Here is a 15,977-nt window from a genome sequence, read left to right as displayed (position 1 = left end):
CTATCTGTGAAAGATCCATTTGCCAAATTAAAAACTTCATTCAAATTAAATCATCAAGAGTTAGAAATACAGTATCTTTAAAATCAGATATTTTACTTGCATGTATTTCTCAATTAATTGCTTTTATACTTATATTTAAGACTAAAAATTATGACAATCCGCTTGCTATTAAATCTTTAATTGCTTAATTAAAACCATCTGAATACAGATTTTAAAGGGTTAAGCTTAACCCCTGTTTTTCTATGTTCTTTTTCTGTTGATAAATCATTGTCTTCATCAAATTAAATCTAATTTCTGTGGATAATTCTAAACTTATATTCTGCAACTATCTATTCTATTAATAAAATAATATCAAAATAGATATAATTTTGCAAGTTTTGTTTCATATTTTTATAATATTTAATTTTGTTGAAGGATATCCTTCAATTCTCGAAGACATTCTTTAATTTATTTGAATATAAAACAGAAAGGACATATAAATATGTCCTTTCTGTTTTATACCGGATAAGTTTTTTCTTCTTCGTTTAATAAATCAGTTTCAATTTTATATTTTGCTGCCATCCTTTGTTTAAAGAAATTCATCGCTACTTGAGGAAATAGAGCATAACTTAGCACGTCTTCCTCTTGTTCAATATATTGCTTAATTTCATTGCGATATTTATTGAGTTCTGGCTCTAATAAATCAGCTGGTCTGCCTTCATATACTTCCTCTTCGCCTATTATCAATTTCTTTATTTCGTCTTTTATTGGTACAACTGGTCTACCATATAAGCCTTTTACATAATTTTTAACTTCATTAGGTACCATTTTATACCTTTCTGATGTCAATACATTAAATAGTGCTTGAGTACCAACCATTTGACTCATTGGCGTTACTAATGGTGGGAATCCCAAGTCTTCTCTAACTTTAGGAATTTCTTTTAAAACCTCTTCATATTTATCTTCTTTGTTTTGCGCTTTCAATTGAGACACAAGATTTGATAACATTCCTCCAGGCACTTGATATTTTAAAGTGTTGATGTCTACTGCCAAGACTTTATTATCCAATAGTCCTTCATTCTCATATTTGTTACGTAAAACTTTAAAGTACTCAGAAATCTCTAAAATTTCATCAAACTCTATATCTGGGTAATATGGACTTCCTTCTAAGGAAGCTATCATTGGTTCAGTAGCTGGTTGACTTGTTCCATTCCCTAATGGTGAAATTGCAGTATCTATTATGTCTGCACCTGCTTCAATCGCTTTCATATATGTCTGATTAGCGATACCACTTGTAAAATGTGAATGTATCTCAAGTGGCAAATCCGTGACTTTCTTAATTTCACTAACTAGTTCATATGCAGTATATGGTAAGAGTATTCCTGACATATCTTTAATACATATTGAATCTACTCCCATTTCAGCCATACCCTTGGCAACTTCGACATAATAGTCTATGTTATGAACTGGACTTACAGTGTAGCTAATTGCCCCTTGTGCATGTCCTCCATATTTCTTAGTTGCTTTAACAGAAGTTTCTAGATTTCTTAAATCATTTAAAGCATCAAATATTCTTATTATGTCTATTCCGTTCTTAATTGACAATCTAACAAATTCTTCAACAACATCATCCGGATAGTGTTTATATCCAAGTAAATTTTGTCCTCTTAATAACATTTGCAATTTTGTGTTCTTAAATGCTTTTCTTAGAGCTCTCAACCTATCCCATGGATCTTCATTAAGATATCTTAGGCATGTATCAAATGTAGCACCACCCCATACCTCTAAAGCATAATAACCAGCTTTATCCATTTTGTCAGCTATTGGCAACATATCTTCTGTCTTCATTCTAGTTGCAATAAGAGACTGATGCGCGTCTCTAAACGCTGTCTCAACTATTTTTACTTTTGTCATGACTTTCCTCCTCTGTTTTCAATGCAAAATAATCTCGGTGGATTATTTATTTGATTGATAAAACTAGCTTCAAAAATATTGTATTTTTTTTGATCTAGTGTGCTCAGATAATTTTGCACCGATTGATATTCTTCAAAACCGCCTGAATGGCCAATGTAAGAAATTACTAAAATTATTCCATTTTCTTTTAACAACCCAAGTGTTTTTTCTATGCTTTCTATTGTTGTAGAAGCAGTTGTAGTAATTTCTTTGTGGCTCCCAGGTAAATACCCTAGATTGAAAATAGCAAAATCCAGTGTTTCCTTTATATATTTATCAACATTTGTATGACTATCGTTTATTAATATAGTCTGTAATAGTAAATCAGCTTTAGCTAATTTCTCTTTTGTGATTTCAATTGCAATTTCTTGGATATCAAACCCGTAAACTTTGCCATTCTTTCCGACTTTTTGTGCTAATTTAATTGTATCGTTTCCATTGCCCACAGTTCCATCAAGGCATACATAACCTGAGTGTACAAATTTATCTATTAATATATCTTCAATAGAAATTACATTATTTAAATTGTCTTTCATCAATAACTCACCTATAATTGATTCAGGAATTTCAATTCTTTTTCTGTAAGATATCTCCATTCTCCAGGTCTTAAATCACCCAATTCTATCTCGCCAATTGAGACTCTTTTCAACCGTTTAACGGGGTGACCAATCTTTTCACACATTTTTTTTACTTGATGGTTTCTGCCCTCATATATTTCAATAACTACCACAGCATCCTCATTAATTTTGTCAATGATGTAGGCTCTAGCTTTTGCAGTTTTTTTATTGTCAATTACTATTCCATTTCTTAATTTGTCTAGCTCCAATTCACTTGGTATGCCATCAACCATTGCAATGTACTTTTTATAAACTTTTTTGCTAGGGTGCATTAACTTATTAGCTATATCTCCATCATTGGTCAAGATAATTAATCCTGACGTGTCATAATCCAATCTACCAACGGGATATATACGCTGTTTTATGTCCTTTGTAAAATTCAAAACAGTCTTTCTATTTTTCTCATCTTTTACACTTGTTATAACACCCGAAGGTTTATTTAATGCAATATACACTTTGTCATTATCAAGAGTAATTAATTGATTGTTAACTTTGACTTTATCTTTTGATATGTCAACTTTATAACCCATATCAGTTATCAAAGTGTCATTTACTGACACTCTACCATCTAAAATCATCTGTTCAGCTTTTCTTCTAGAACAAATTCCGGCTTTTGCAATATACTTTTGCAATCTCATTAAATTTTCATCTTTATTTTCACTGGTCATGTTGATCTCCTGGTTTTCTTAACTTTTTAATATCGGGTAAGTCTTCAATCTTTTCTATTCCAAAAAATCTTAAAAATTCATCCGTAGTAGCATATAAAATAGGTCTTCCAGGTCTATCAAGTCTCCCTGCTTCTCTTATTAATTTTTTTTGCAATAAAGTTTCAATGCTTTTATCGCTCTTGACTCCTCTTATTTCATCAATTTCGAGTTTAGTGATAGGTTGCCTATATGCAATTATAGACAATGTTTCTAAAGATGCATTTGAAAGGTTTCTTTGATTTCTTGAAATTACAACTGCTTTAATAAAATCATAGTGTTCTGGTCTTGTTGTTAGTTGATAGGAATTATTTATCTTAATTATTCGAATGCCCCTGTTTTGCTCCTCGAATTCTGCCTTCATCTCCTGTAAATATCTATTAACATCTTTTACAGAAATATCTATTACCTTTGATATTTCTTTGTCTTCTAAAGGATCTCCAAATGCAAATAGAAGTCCCTCGATAATGGATTTAAAATCCCTTTCATCCACTTCAATCTACCCTTTCTATGATTATATCTTCACAGTCACTGCTTTGATAAGCAACTATAAATTTCTTTTTAAGCAATTCCAAGATAGCTAAAAAATATGCTATTGCATAACTCTTAGTTGGCACAACAAGCAGCTCACTAAAAGTTGTTTTTTTCTTATTTGATAACACCTGTATTATATTGTTTTCACAAACTTCTTGTTTTATTTCAGGATGTCTAATCAATTTGACTGACTCCTCAGCAACCTTTTGAGTTTCTATGCGCTTTATAATATGTTCAAATGTCATTGAAAGTTTATCTAAATCAATATCCTTTAATTCATCAATTGGATCCCTATATATGCTAATATCTTCTTGCATTTTATAAAATGATTTCAGGTGGCTTTCTTGCATTTTACTGAGTGTTTCGCTCAACTCTTTGAAAAGTTTATATTCTTCCAGTTTTCGCACCAGTTCGGTTCTGGGATCAATGTCGACCTCCATACCATCTTGTACTATTTTTTCAGTTGGTAACAACATTTTGGATTTTATCTCAAGTAATATAGATGCCATTATTATAAATTCACTAGCTAGTTCAATATCAATTTCATGCATTCTTTGAATATAGTCGATGAATTGATCTGTAACCTCATGAATAGGTATATCATAAATATCGATTTCATTTTTATCTATTAAGTTTAGTAAAAGATCCAAAGGGCCCTCAAATGCTTCAATGCTTACTTTATACTCCATAATAACCTCATTAGTACAAAATTCTAACAATACTGTTTAATAATATATTTATCAAAGGATTTAATATTTTATCTATAGTGTTGGTCATTATCAACAATAATAACACTATATAAAGATATCTCTCATATTTATAGAATAGGTATTCTAACCTTATTGGTAATAGACTGGCTACAATTTTTGAACCGTCTAAAGGTGGGAAAGGCAATAAATTAAAGATTCCAAGCATCAAATTATACCACATTGCTATCAAAATCATTTGATATATATAATCATTAGTTATCTTAAACTTAATAATAATAAAGCCAAACAATATTGCTAAAACAAAATTAGTCAATACTCCAGCAACAGAAACAATGATAGTATCTCTTTTCCTGTTTTTAAAATATGCTGGATTGATTGGAACCGCTTTCGCCCACCCAAACTTAAATATAAGCATAAATAAGAACCCAACAGGGTCTATATGCTTTATAGGATTCAATGTCAGTCTTCCTGCGTTTTTAGCTGTAGGATCACCAAGTTTATACGCAGCATATCCATGAGCTAATTCATGGAATATAATAGCTATTAAGAGTCCTGGTAAGCTTATTAAATAATTCATTTATATCCTCACTTACTTTATTACTTCATATACATATGGCTTAGATTCGGGTAATTCATCTTTAATTGTATATGCTTTTATTATTTTTTCATATGCCTCATCAGCATTGTCAAGGTCAGTATATAGTTCACATAAGACCTCGCCTTTGCTTACATAGTCCCCAATTTTCTTTTTCAAGCTTATACCAGCTCCATAATTTATAGAATCCTCTTTGGTTTTTCTTCCTGCACCTAATAACATGGCTGAAATACCAACAAGCTCGGCATCAATTTTATTTATATATCCATCTACTTCTGATTTAACATAAAAAGTATTTTTTGCTTTTGGTAATAAATCTGGGTTGTCAACAACTTCTGGGTTACCACCTTGAATTTGTATCAATTCTTTTAGTTTTTCTAAAGCCAGCCCTGACTTTATCTTGTTTTCTAATTCTTTATATGCTTGCTCAAAATCATCAAATGCTCCTCCTAATAAACACATATATGAAGCAATTGTAAGAGCTACTTCTGTTTCATCCTTAGCACCTTGGCCAGATAATACTTTTATTGCTTCTTTTACTTCATTGCTATTGCCGACTTCATGTCCAAGAGGTTGATCCATATTAGTAATTACAGCAATCGTATTTCTGTTCAAGTTTTTACCGATTGATACCATTGTTTTTGCCAATTCACGAGCTTCGTCTAGATTCTTCATAAATGCTCCAGAACCTACTTTTACATCCAAAACTATAGCATCAGCACCTGAGGCTATTTTTTTGCTCATTATTGAACTAGCGATCAAGGGTATGCTGTCTATAGTAGCAGTTACATCTCTAAGGGCATAAATTTTCTTATCCGCAGGTGTTAAGTTAGCAGTTTGCCCTACAATAGCCATCTTGAAATTGTTTACATTCTCAATGAATTCCTCTGGAGATAATTCTACCTTGAATCCTTCAATTGACTCAAGTTTATCTATAGTACCGCCAGTATGTCCTAATCCTCTTCCACTCATTTTAGCAACAGGAACTCCACATAATGCGACTAATGGTATTACAATAATACTAATCTTATCTCCTACTCCACCTGTAGAGTGCTTATCAACTTTTACTCCATGAATTCTGGATAGATCAACTGTATCACCTGATTTTACAAAGCTTTCAGTCATATTTGCTATCTCATCATAGTTCATACCGTTAAAGTAAATAGTCATCAGAAAAGCTGCCATTTGATAATCAGGTATTTCTCCAGTAGTATATCCTTGTACCATGAAATCAATTTCTTCCTTAGTAAGTGCATTATTCCTTTTCTTTTTTTCAATTATATCCACTGCTCTCATAACTTTCTCTCCTTTTTAATAAATTTAATAGCTTTGAATATTTGAATCTTCTTTCATTAAATTTGCCATAAAAGAATTTCTAATAACTTGAGGTGTAACAGGTTTATCTATTATGCCATTTGCATAAGATTTTATGATTTTCCATAAACCTTGTCTGGTTATTCTTTCACCTAGATAATTAGTAAATAGTGGTTCGTTTTCATCAGTTGCATTTCTAAACTCTCTTAAGTAAATGTTTATTGCATTTACAATATCATCTGGTAAATTTATAGTTTTAAAACTATCATTCCTTTTAATTGTTATTGTATTATTGGCTAAATCAAGATCTTTTATGGATAGTTCACTCAACTCAGATACCCTAAGTCCAGTAAAGTAGGCTACTTGTAGAATAATTTTGTCTCTTAGCCCTTTTTCTGTTTTTGTATCAGGTATGCTTATTAACTTGATAATATCTTGTTCATCAAGAATTTTGGGTTGTTTTTTCTTTTTTCTAGGAACTTTTAGATTATATGTTGGATCTTCACTTATCAAGCCTTGGTGCTCCAAATACTCATAAAAACACCTTATACTAGCTAAGTGTCTTGAAATAGTAGCTGAAGATTTCTCTAATTTTTGTAAACTTAGCAAATACATCAATACATTAGTGTTATTCGCTTCGATTATATCAACACCATTACTAGAGAGAAATCCTTCGTATTGCTTGATGTCGCTTAAATAAGCCTGAATTGTATTTTCGCTTAAGTTCTTCTCTTTTCTTATATAATTTAAAAATTCTTCTACATAAGCTGATCCCATTCTATTTCTCCTTTATTTATTGATCATATTGTAATAATAGCTTATACCAATTATCGTCTTGCTATCAACTATTTCTCCAAGTTTTATCATTTTCATCAGTTCATCCAAACTGTATTTTTCTACATCTATATATTCTCCAACCTCAAGTTCTTGTTCCCCCTCGGTAAGCCCTTGAGCAAGGAAAAGATATATTTTTTCATTGCTAAAACCGGGTGATGTATAGAACTCCATTACATATTCAATTTTATCAGCAGTATATCCTGTTTCTTCCTTTAATTCTCTCTTTGCAGATTCAATAGGTTCTTCATTTAATTCTAATTTCCCAGCAGGAATTTCCAGCAATATTTTATCAATAGCTTTCCTGTATTGTCTGATCATTATCATTTCTTTGTTTTCATTTATTGCTATTATAGCAACTGCTCCAGGGTGCTCCACGATTTCTCGCTTTGAATATTTTTTATCTGGCAATTCCACTGTGTCTACTCTTAAATTTAATATTTTACCATCATATATTCGTTCTGACTTCATTGTTTTTTCAATATATGGCATTGTGTACCTCCATTTAAAATTTAATTGAAGTTAATTATATCATATTGAATGAATTAATGCTCACTATTAGTCATTTCTAACATTTCTTTGGCATGTTTTATAGTAGTATCTGTTATTGTTGCACCTCCTAACATTCTAGCTAATTCTCTTATCCTTTCCTCAAACGACAATTTAGTTACTCTTGTAATTGTTGTATTATCTTTTAATGACTTATAAATTGAAAAATGCGAATCCGCTAATGCTACAATCTGAGGTAGATGGGAGATAGCAATAACTTGATGGGTTTTTGAAATCTCTTTGATTTTTTCTCCTACTAATTGTGCAGTTCTTCCACTTATTCCAGTATCTATTTCGTCAAATATCAAAGAGGAAATATTATCTCTGTCTGCAAAAATTGCTTTTAACGCTAACATAATTCTAGACATCTCTCCACCAGAAATTATCTTAGATAGCGGCTTTAACTTTTCTCCCAAATTTGTTGAAATTAAAAATTCAACTTCATCAATGCCATTTCTTGAAATGGATCCTTTTTTTCTAAAATCTACAACAAAATTCACATTCTCCATATTCAAAAACATCAACTGTTTTTTAATATTATCCTCTAGCTTTTTTGCGATATTTTTGCGATGCTTACTCAATTCATTAGATTTGTCACGTATAATTTGTTCTAATATGCTTAATTTCTCATCAAGCATATTTTGTTCGTGTTCTAGATTTAATAGCAATTCATATTTTTTTTCTAAATTTTTTCTAAAAGTTAAAATTTCATCTATTGAATTGCCATATTTCTTTTTCAACAAATTGATGATGTCTAATCTTTGTCTCAAAAAAGATAACTTTTCCTCGTCATAGTACATAGAATTTAAATAGTTATCAATTTTTGAAGATATTTCATTGATTTCAAATCTATAATTCAAAAGCTCTTCGTAGTATTCTTCAAAGACATAATCCAGCTTAACTAGTTCCTTTAGCTGTGCGAGGCTCTTGTCGATCATATCTAGTGCATTTTGTTCCAAAAAATCTCCTTTTAAATAGTCAAGAGCTTTATTCCCAGACTTGAGTATTTCTTCTAAATTGTTAAGTTTTTTATATTCTTGTTCAATATTTTCATCTTCGATTGTTAAATTCGGTGAATCAATCTCATCAATCTGGTATTTTATTAAATCTAACTCTCGCTCCCTTTGACTGCTGTCAATTTCTATCTCTTTCTTTCTCTCTTTGATTGACAAATATTCATCGAAAAGTTCGTTTATTTCATGTAATAATATTAGTGATTCATCAAGTAAAAATGAGTCTAATATATATATGTGATTTTTTACATCTAATAGAGATTGATGTTCATGTTGCCCAAATATGTCTATCAGATTAGAAGTAATATTATTTAATACAATATTTGTGACTATTTTATTGTTCACCCTTGCTACACTAGGTTGATTAGCATATATTTCTCGTGATATAATCAGTAGTTCGTCATATTCAATTCCAAAATCATCTAATTTGCTTTTGATATCAGAATCCACATAAAATAAAGCTTCTACATATGCTGAATCTGAACCAGTTTTAATCATTTCTTTGTTGCTTCTCCCGCCAAGCACTACTCCTAAAGCTTCAATTATAATTGATTTTCCTGATCCTGTTTCTCCTGTTAAAACATTAAATCCACCATCAAAATCAATAGTCAAGTCATCAATGATGGCAAAATTTTTTATATGTAGCTTCCTAAGCATATTCTCACCTACTATAATTGTTCATGAGCATTTAGTACTACTTCCTCTACGCTATAGTTAATCAGTTCTTCTAATCTGTTGAGCATGATCAAAAATTCAATATTCCCTGTTGTCCCTTTTATAGGAGAATAGGTTGATCCTCTAGTGTATAAGCCAATAGTTTTGGAAAAATCTATTACTTTTTTGATTGTTTCTATATGAATTGATTTATCCTTGATAATTCCTTTTTTCCCTACCTTGCCTTTGCCAGCTTCAAATTGTGGTTTTATAAGAGCTACGATAACACCATCATCACTCAAAAGTTTCTCTGCAACTGGTAAGACCAATTCAAGGCTTATAAAGCTAACATCTATGCTTATAAAGTCAATTTTATCTTTTATAATCTCAGTGTCAAGTTTTCTTATATTTGTGCGCTCTAACACTACAACTCGGCTATCATTTCTTATTTTCCAATCAAGCTGACCATATCCAACATCAACTGCATATACTTTTTTTGCCCCATTTTGAAGCATGCAGTCAGTAAATCCGCCAGTTGACGCTCCTATGTCCATGCAAATTTTATCAGCCAAATCCAATTTGAAGTAATCAATAGCTTTTTCTAATTTCAATCCGCCTCTACTAACATATTTTAGTGGATTTGATTTTATTAAAAATTCAGTTTCATCCGAATATAGTTCTCCAGGTTTTTCTACTTTAATTTCACCAACGTAAACTACGCCTTCCATTATAAATCTTTTAGCTTTTTCTCTTGAATCCACTAAACCTTTTTCATATAATAATACATCCGCTCTCTTTTTTTGCATAAAATGCTCCTTATATCATTTATTACTCTTGTTGTTCTTATCAGAAAAAAATTTTATTTTAAAAGTAATTTCTATGAATTTTATAACTTTTGCTAACAAATATACTATCTTCTCATCATTGTTCATTGCAATGCTCTTGCCTATGCCTTTTCCTCCTACTGTCATCGAAGCAGTGAAAGCTGTCAATAGTATTGTTATTATCGTGATATTCAAAAATGAGAAAGTAGCAACAAGTTTTATTACAATGCTAGCAGATATAGCACCAGATAATATTCCACTTATATCTCCTATTACATCATTGCAAAAATTGCTCACTTTGCCTGCATTTCTAACTAATTTAATCGCAATTTTTGCTTCGGGTATTTTATTGGCTGCCATTGCATGAAAAGGTTTCTCATTTGCACTCGTCACAGCAACTCCAACAATATCAAATATAATGCCTATTAAAATTATCGCAAGCAATATTATAAAAGCAACGATTATATCAAATCTTTTCACTAAGCTTTCAGAAAAAACGGATAATGTTATAGAAATAATGAAAGTCCATATAGTTATTGGAATTACCCATTTTAAATTGTATTTATCATAAAAATTATCTTCATCTATTTTTGACATGTTTCCTCCTGGTTATGTATATATGTAAAAAAGCTGACAGCACTGCTATCAGCTTAACGAGTGGTAATAACTAGAGTAAATCTTACGGCTTTAGGTCCAGCAGGATTTCCCTGACAAGAACTGCCCGTCGCCGGTTCAGCGGTTTCCCTTTAATCTCGTCACTGCATTGTCGCCAAAAGCAAGACTGGATTGCCACTTAGTCCGCACTGTAATCCCCTAGTTATCTCAACTACGTGAACAGTCTAGGAGTTTTCCTCTACAGCCACACTATTTCCTATCCTCTTTTGCAGGTTAGGTTTCGGTGACAGAGATTTAAAGTTTCGGGCCCTGAATCTTTAAATCTGAACTCACCATCCGCACTACCCCACTCAAGGCAAGCTACTCTGCAAATTTAATTTGTTATTTTTGTTGCAGGTTTATCACAGTATAGTACTATTTTTCACTATACTATGTCTCCACGAAGGCAGGGTCCACGCCTGCATGCCATTGCAGATCGCCCCATCCTTCTTACTCCTTATGAAAGCCCACGACTGGGCGTCGCAAGCCAAACATAAGGAACTTCATCGATATGCTCTTTGACGGATTTTTAGGCCCGCCTTCAGAAATAGCTGCGCTGACTAGAATACTGTACCACTATTACTATTAATAGTATAACATAATTCTGTACATTTTTCAACTTTTTCAACTTTAAATCTCTCGATAAGCCAATTTGTCGACTAATTCTTCGAAATATGAAGTATTTAAATTTTCTAATCTTCCTAATAATTTTAAACTTTGTTGGTTCAATTCGTTAATCAAATTTATCAATTGATCTTTTGAATAATATTTTGATAATGTCAGCTTATCAATTTCTTTGTCCTTATCCAAATCTAAAATGTCATCTTGTATTTGATATGATATACCTAGATTTTTCCCGAATTCATCTAATATAATGATCTGGTCTTTATTTGCACCACCCAATATAGCTCCGGCAGAAATACTCGCTCTTATAAGTTCTGCTGTTTTTAAAGAATACATGTATATTATTTCGCCTGCATTCAATTCATACTCACATGTATCGATAACTTGGCCTAAAATCATACCAGAATAGCCAGCAGCTTTTGAAATTTCATAACTTGCTTTTCTAATTCTATCATCGTTAATTTCCATGTTCATTTTCAATATTGTTTCATAAGCTAAATTTAATAAGGCATCACCTGTCAAAATTGCTAAAGATTCTCCATACATCTTGTGGCTAGTGAGTTTCCCTCTTCGATAGTCGTCATTGTCCATTGAAGGTAAATCATCATGAATCAATGAATAAGTATGAATCATCTCTAATGAAGCCGCGAATGGTAGAGCTATGTCTAAATCGTTTGAAAATAAAGTATATGACATAAGAAACAACATCGGTCTTAATCTCTTTCCACCTGGAAAAAGGCTGTACTTCATAGATTCATACAATTTATTTTGATACTTTTTATTTGGTTTTATAATGCTTTCTAACTCATTGTCTAAAAGCGGCATGTATTCTTTAAATATTTCTTCAAGCATAATCATCCACCCTATACTCGTCGTTAAAATCAACTTCTCTTATTTTATCATCCTCTTTAAGAAGGATTTTTACTTCACCCTCAACTTTGTCTAAAGTTGTTTTACAATATTCATAAAGGCTCATTGCTTCCTTAAACTTAGAAAATACATCGCTCAATTTCAAGCCTCCATTTTCTAATTCATCGAGTATCTCCTGCAACCTTTCGTATGCTTTTTCATAGGTTAAATCATCATTATTCACGGATATTCCCCCTTGCAATAACTGATTTTACCTCTGTGTTCAACTCTCCGTCCTTTAAATTGACCTTTAAATTCATGTCATTAACGACAGAGCCCACACTGGTAATGATTGTCCCACTCTCATCTGTAATTAATGCATAACCCCGTTCTAAAACATATTCAGGATCATGTGAATATAGTTTAATTTTTAGTCTTTCCAAGTTTGTATTCTCATCGTTAATTCTCTTATATACATTAAAAACAACTCTCTGCACTGTGTTGTCTAACTCTACTTTTTTGTCATCCAAAATAAACTGAGGATTATAGAATTTTAAAGTCTTTTCAGTCCTCTGCAAGTTGCTTTTGTACAGGAATAAGATGTTGGAAACTGTTTTTATTAAATGATTTCTTAATTCTTCCATATCATTCAAAACTGTATTCATGTCTTTTACCGCTAATTCAGCAGCCTCTGATGGTGTCGCCGCTCTTAAGTCAGCTACAAAGTCTGCAATAGTAAAATCAGTTTCATGTCCTACTGCTGATATAATGGGTTTATGTACATTGTAAATGGTTCGCGCTAATCTCTCATTGTTAAATATGAATAATTCATCAATGGATCCGCCACCTCTAGCCAAAATAATAGTATCAATGTCATCTATCGAGTCTAGATATAAAAGTCCTTCAATAATTTGATCAATGGCTTTCTCTCCTTGAACTTGGGATGGATAGATAACTATATTAACTGGAGGAAATCTTCTTTTTATAATCCTTAAAATATCTTTAATTACCGCACCTGTAAGTGAAGTAATTATGCCTATTTTCTTTGGATACTCAGGAATTGGCACTTTATGGCTTGGATCAAATAATCCTTCTTTCTGCAATTTAAGTTTTAGTTCCTCAAACGCTGTGTAAAGTTCACCTATCCCATCTCTTTGAATTTTTTTAATGTATAGCTGATAAATCCCATCTTTCTCATAAATAGAAATGTTTCCTGATGCAATAACCTTCAATCCTTCTTTCAATTCTACATCAGTTGCCTGAACATAAGACTTAAACATTACACATTTTATTTTGGAATTCTCATCCTTCAGATTGAAATAAACATGTCCACTAGCATAATGTTTAGACAGGTTTGAAATTTCTCCAACAATGCTTACTTCAGGAAGCAATATGTCTTGAGAAAATATTTTTTTTATATAATTGTTTATTTCACTTACCCTTAAGGGTTTCATCTTAATCCTCCCAGCCAAGTTTATATTTGCCTAGATATGCAATACCCACTGCATTGTCAGAAGAGAGATTTCCTTGAGGAAAATATATTCTCACATCATAAAAGCTTTTAGTTAGATAATCTCTTATAATATTATTCGATATTACTCCACCGACGACCAAAATACTTGATATGTGATGTATATTGAGAGCTTCTCGAATTAGTGTTTCTATAAAGATTGCAATATTAAAGAATAACGTGTAAAAAATATCCTCAATATTATATTTACTGCTGTCAATTAAATTTTTATAAAAATTCTCTAAACCAGATAAATTTACCCATGTTGATTTCTGAGGTTTAGGTAAATCAACATTTAAAAATGTACCATTATTTGAAATTTCTTCCATCTCTCTACCACATGGAAAACTGATGCCTGCATAAACCCCTATTCGATCTACTAATTGCCCGACACTAATGTCTCTTGTGCCTCCTAAAATAGTTGTATAAAAATTGTCAGCATTATTTACAAGAACGATTTCAGTTGTTCCACCCGATAAATGCAAAGCTATAAATATGTCTTCATCTACATCATTAGTATACACCAAAGAAGCAATGTGTCCTTCTTGATGACTAAATAATTTTATAGGTGCTTGATTTAGATGTGATATTACTTTAGCAAAACTTACGCCAACTTTAAAAACAGGCATATATGAACTAGATAGCTGCCTAGGCTTTGAACTTACTGCTATAGTGTCTATCTTATTAAAATCAATATTTATTTCTTCTATCAACATAGGTATATTTGTTAGATGTTGAAAAACAGCTTCTTGTTGTCTTAAGCCTTTGTTACCTTTTGGAACATCTAAAATAACTCTTCTGTCCTCTAATATTGTTCCATCACCATTTATAACCGCTATAGATGATGTGTAATTGCTAGTATCTATTCCTAAATATAAGTTACTCATTTATATCATTAGCTCTTACAAAGCTACCTAAAACACCATTTATATATTTAAAAGCATCAGGAGTACTATACTTCTTAGCTATCTCTATAGCTTCATTAATTGATACTTCAACAGGGATATCTTCTCGATATAAAATTTCATAAAAAGCAATTCTTAATATAGATAAATCAACTTTAGGCAATCTTTCCAAAGTCCAGCCTTCAGTGTATTTTTCAATTAATTCATTGATATTCTCTAAATTATCAATTATTCCATAAGCAGATTCTTCCAAGTATTCAATTTCGCAATCACTCTGTTCAAAATTTTCTAAAAAAATCGTTACTTCTTCCTTAGAAAAATTTTTATTTAAATCCATTTGGTAAATTAATTGCATTAATGCTTCACGAGTTTGTTTTCTTCCCATATTATCCCTTCTAATCGTTATCAATAGTTTTATTAATTACTTCTTCTGATGTAATCAAATTCTCTATGTGCACATTTATTTCTTTGACATTTAAATCTGTCATCAACTCTATGGATTCTTTAACTTTTTTTTGTAAATCATAGCCAACTTCATTTACTTTGTATCCATATTTTAATGATATAAATAAATCAATGTATACATCTCTGTCTCTAATTTCTACTTTTATACCTTTAGAAATGTTTTTCCTGTTGATAATATCTGTTAGTCCAGCATTAGCATTTGATAGTTCCACCCCTTCAATCGAAGAAATCGCCTTAGAAGCTATTGATGATAGAACATCCTTTGAAATTTTTATATTTGTATTGTTTGCATCTTCAATATATTCGTTTTTAGACACTTAAATCACTCCTTTGAAACAATTATACCAAAGCAAATTTATGTTTACAATCAGTATGAAATCGGGTAGGAGATAAATAATTAATTTATTTATCGACCTCCCACACCGCCGTACGTACCGTCCGGTATACGGCGGTTTCATAGTTTACACTCTAACTTCAAGGTAATATTTAAACATACTTAAATACCCTTGTTTTTCAAACCTAGCATTGGTTAGGGTTGTTGTAAGAATCCAGCTCTTTGATGTATGCCAGTAACTTTTTCTTGTATTTGCCCATTCCCATGCTTTCCCTTTGGCTATTCCTAACTTCTGAAGATTTTCATATTTTGTTTTAACCTTCTTCCATCTTTTCCACGTTATCATACGGATTCTT

At 31.4% G+C, this 15,977-nt stretch carries 19 protein-coding genes and 1 pseudogene; 1 reads left to right on the top strand and 19 read right to left on the bottom strand.

Going from position 1 to position 15,977, the window contains the following annotated elements; genetic code table 11:
- Positions 1–188, top strand: a pseudogene (locus tag BO51_RS08870) (transposase); the annotation flags it as partial.
- 307 nt (positions 189–495) lie between these two features.
- On the opposite strand, the gene BO51_RS08865 reads toward BO51_RS08870, so the two are convergent.
- The 19 genes from BO51_RS08865 to BO51_RS08775 form a co-directional block, all read right to left on the bottom strand.
- Positions 496–1,893: an oxaloacetate decarboxylase subunit alpha gene (locus BO51_RS08865; RefSeq protein WP_496485934.1), complete on the bottom strand. Its 1,398-nt coding sequence runs from the start codon at positions 1,891–1,893 to the stop codon at positions 496–498.
- On the bottom strand, positions 1,890–2,468 hold the full coding sequence (gene mnmM / locus BO51_RS08860) for a tRNA 5-(aminomethyl)-2-thiouridylate-methyltransferase MnmM (protein ID WP_496485932.1): 579 nt from the start codon (positions 2,466–2,468) through the stop codon (positions 1,890–1,892). The genes BO51_RS08865 and mnmM overlap by 4 nt, the downstream gene beginning before the upstream one ends.
- Before the next feature lie 11 nt (positions 2,469–2,479).
- A complete protein-coding gene (locus BO51_RS08855) occupies positions 2,480–3,217 on the bottom strand; it encodes a pseudouridine synthase (protein ID WP_496485930.1) in 738 nt (245 codons plus the stop codon).
- On the bottom strand, positions 3,207–3,746 hold the full coding sequence (gene scpB / locus BO51_RS08850; protein WP_496485928.1) for an SMC-Scp complex subunit ScpB: 540 nt from the start codon (positions 3,744–3,746) through the stop codon (positions 3,207–3,209). Before scpB ends, BO51_RS08855 begins: the two co-directional genes overlap by 11 nt.
- Position 3,747: 1 nt before the next feature.
- Complete coding sequence (locus BO51_RS08845; protein ID WP_496485927.1) at positions 3,748–4,476, bottom strand: segregation and condensation protein A; 729 nt, start codon at positions 4,474–4,476, stop codon at positions 3,748–3,750.
- Between the two features lie 10 nt (positions 4,477–4,486).
- Positions 4,487–5,074: a site-2 protease family protein gene (locus BO51_RS08840; RefSeq protein ID WP_496485925.1), complete on the bottom strand. Its 588-nt coding sequence runs from the start codon at positions 5,072–5,074 to the stop codon at positions 4,487–4,489.
- A 12-nt stretch (positions 5,075–5,086) separates the two neighbouring features.
- The gene (locus BO51_RS08835; RefSeq protein ID WP_496485923.1) at positions 5,087–6,388 is read right to left on the bottom strand and encodes a pyrimidine-nucleoside phosphorylase; all 1,302 of its coding nucleotides are present in this window, start codon (positions 6,386–6,388) and stop codon (positions 5,087–5,089) included.
- 24 nt (positions 6,389–6,412) lie between these two features.
- Positions 6,413–7,183 carry a tyrosine-type recombinase/integrase gene (locus tag BO51_RS08830; protein ID WP_496485921.1) on the bottom strand — a complete coding sequence of 257 codons (771 nt, stop codon included), beginning with the start codon at positions 7,181–7,183 and terminating at the stop codon, positions 6,413–6,415.
- A gap of 12 nt (positions 7,184–7,195) precedes the next feature.
- Positions 7,196–7,732 (bottom strand): NUDIX domain-containing protein, encoded by a 537-nt coding sequence (locus BO51_RS08825; RefSeq protein WP_496485919.1) that lies wholly within the window; start codon positions 7,730–7,732, stop codon positions 7,196–7,198.
- Positions 7,733–7,785: 53 nt separating this feature from the next.
- Positions 7,786–9,459, bottom strand: a complete 1,674-nt coding sequence (recN, locus tag BO51_RS08820) for a DNA repair protein RecN (RefSeq protein WP_496485917.1) — start codon at positions 9,457–9,459, stop codon at positions 7,786–7,788.
- 11 nt (positions 9,460–9,470) lie between these two features.
- Complete coding sequence (locus tag BO51_RS08815) at positions 9,471–10,262, bottom strand: TlyA family RNA methyltransferase (RefSeq protein WP_496485915.1); 792 nt, start codon at positions 10,260–10,262, stop codon at positions 9,471–9,473.
- 15 nt (positions 10,263–10,277) lie between these two features.
- Positions 10,278–10,877 carry a hypothetical protein gene (locus tag BO51_RS08810; RefSeq protein WP_496485913.1) on the bottom strand — a complete coding sequence of 200 codons (600 nt, stop codon included), beginning with the start codon at positions 10,875–10,877 and terminating at the stop codon, positions 10,278–10,280.
- A gap of 687 nt (positions 10,878–11,564) precedes the next feature.
- Positions 11,565–12,410: a polyprenyl synthetase family protein gene (locus BO51_RS08805; RefSeq protein WP_496485911.1), complete on the bottom strand. Its 846-nt coding sequence runs from the start codon at positions 12,408–12,410 to the stop codon at positions 11,565–11,567.
- Complete coding sequence (gene xseB / locus BO51_RS08800) at positions 12,403–12,651, bottom strand: exodeoxyribonuclease VII small subunit (protein WP_496485909.1); 249 nt, start codon at positions 12,649–12,651, stop codon at positions 12,403–12,405. Before xseB ends, BO51_RS08805 begins: the two co-directional genes overlap by 8 nt.
- On the bottom strand, positions 12,644–13,861 hold the full coding sequence (gene xseA, locus BO51_RS08795) for an exodeoxyribonuclease VII large subunit (protein WP_496485907.1): 1,218 nt from the start codon (positions 13,859–13,861) through the stop codon (positions 12,644–12,646). The genes xseB and xseA overlap by 8 nt, the downstream gene beginning before the upstream one ends.
- Before the next feature lies 1 nt (position 13,862).
- Positions 13,863–14,804, bottom strand: a complete 942-nt coding sequence (locus tag BO51_RS08790; RefSeq protein ID WP_496485905.1) for a tRNA (adenosine(37)-N6)-threonylcarbamoyltransferase complex transferase subunit TsaD — start codon at positions 14,802–14,804, stop codon at positions 13,863–13,865.
- A complete protein-coding gene (gene nusB / locus BO51_RS08785; RefSeq protein WP_496485903.1) occupies positions 14,797–15,207 on the bottom strand; it encodes a transcription antitermination factor NusB in 411 nt (136 codons plus the stop codon). The genes BO51_RS08790 and nusB overlap by 8 nt, the downstream gene beginning before the upstream one ends.
- 10 nt (positions 15,208–15,217) lie before the next feature.
- Positions 15,218–15,604 (bottom strand): Asp23/Gls24 family envelope stress response protein, encoded by a 387-nt coding sequence (locus tag BO51_RS08780; protein WP_496485901.1) that lies wholly within the window; start codon positions 15,602–15,604, stop codon positions 15,218–15,220.
- A 144-nt stretch (positions 15,605–15,748) separates the two neighbouring features.
- The coding region (locus tag BO51_RS08775; RefSeq protein ID WP_496485899.1) for a hypothetical protein at positions 15,749–15,977 on the bottom strand (229 nt) is incomplete at its 5' end.

Source organism: Soehngenia saccharolytica DSM 12858, assembly GCF_059568515.1.
The sequence above is the reverse complement of the archived record's forward strand: the minus strand, read 5'-3'. Positions and strand labels throughout refer to the sequence as shown.

What these genes read in the sequence shown, in the direction of transcription:
- BO51_RS08865 (WP_496485934.1), bottom strand. Translation starts at nt 1,893, where the DNA reads ATGACAAAAGTAAAAATAGTTGAGACAGCGTTTAGAGACGCGCATCAG.
- mnmM (WP_496485932.1), bottom strand. Translation starts at nt 2,468, where the DNA reads ATGAAAGACAATTTAAATAATGTAATTTCTATTGAAGATATATTAATA.
- BO51_RS08855 (WP_496485930.1), bottom strand. Translation starts at nt 3,217, where the DNA reads ATGACCAGTGAAAATAAAGATGAAAATTTAATGAGATTGCAAAAGTAT.
- BO51_RS08845 (WP_496485927.1), bottom strand. Translation starts at nt 4,476, where the DNA reads ATGGAGTATAAAGTAAGCATTGAAGCATTTGAGGGCCCTTTGGATCTT.
- BO51_RS08840 (WP_496485925.1), bottom strand. Translation starts at nt 5,074, where the DNA reads ATGAATTATTTAATAAGCTTACCAGGACTCTTAATAGCTATTATATTC.
- BO51_RS08835 (WP_496485923.1), bottom strand. Translation starts at nt 6,388, where the DNA reads ATGAGAGCAGTGGATATAATTGAAAAAAAGAAAAGGAATAATGCACTT.
- BO51_RS08830 (WP_496485921.1), bottom strand. Translation starts at nt 7,183, where the DNA reads ATGGGATCAGCTTATGTAGAAGAATTTTTAAATTATATAAGAAAAGAG.
- BO51_RS08825 (WP_496485919.1), bottom strand. Translation starts at nt 7,732, where the DNA reads ATGCCATATATTGAAAAAACAATGAAGTCAGAACGAATATATGATGGT.
- recN (WP_496485917.1), bottom strand. Translation starts at nt 9,459, where the DNA reads ATGCTTAGGAAGCTACATATAAAAAATTTTGCCATCATTGATGACTTG.
- BO51_RS08815 (WP_496485915.1), bottom strand. Translation starts at nt 10,262, where the DNA reads ATGCAAAAAAAGAGAGCGGATGTATTATTATATGAAAAAGGTTTAGTG.
- BO51_RS08810 (WP_496485913.1), bottom strand. Translation starts at nt 10,877, where the DNA reads ATGTCAAAAATAGATGAAGATAATTTTTATGATAAATACAATTTAAAA.
- BO51_RS08805 (WP_496485911.1), bottom strand. Translation starts at nt 12,410, where the DNA reads ATGCTTGAAGAAATATTTAAAGAATACATGCCGCTTTTAGACAATGAG.
- xseA (WP_496485907.1), bottom strand. Translation starts at nt 13,861, where the DNA reads ATGAAACCCTTAAGGGTAAGTGAAATAAACAATTATATAAAAAAAATA.
- BO51_RS08790 (WP_496485905.1), bottom strand. Translation starts at nt 14,804, where the DNA reads ATGAGTAACTTATATTTAGGAATAGATACTAGCAATTACACATCATCT.
- nusB (WP_496485903.1), bottom strand. Translation starts at nt 15,207, where the DNA reads ATGGGAAGAAAACAAACTCGTGAAGCATTAATGCAATTAATTTACCAA.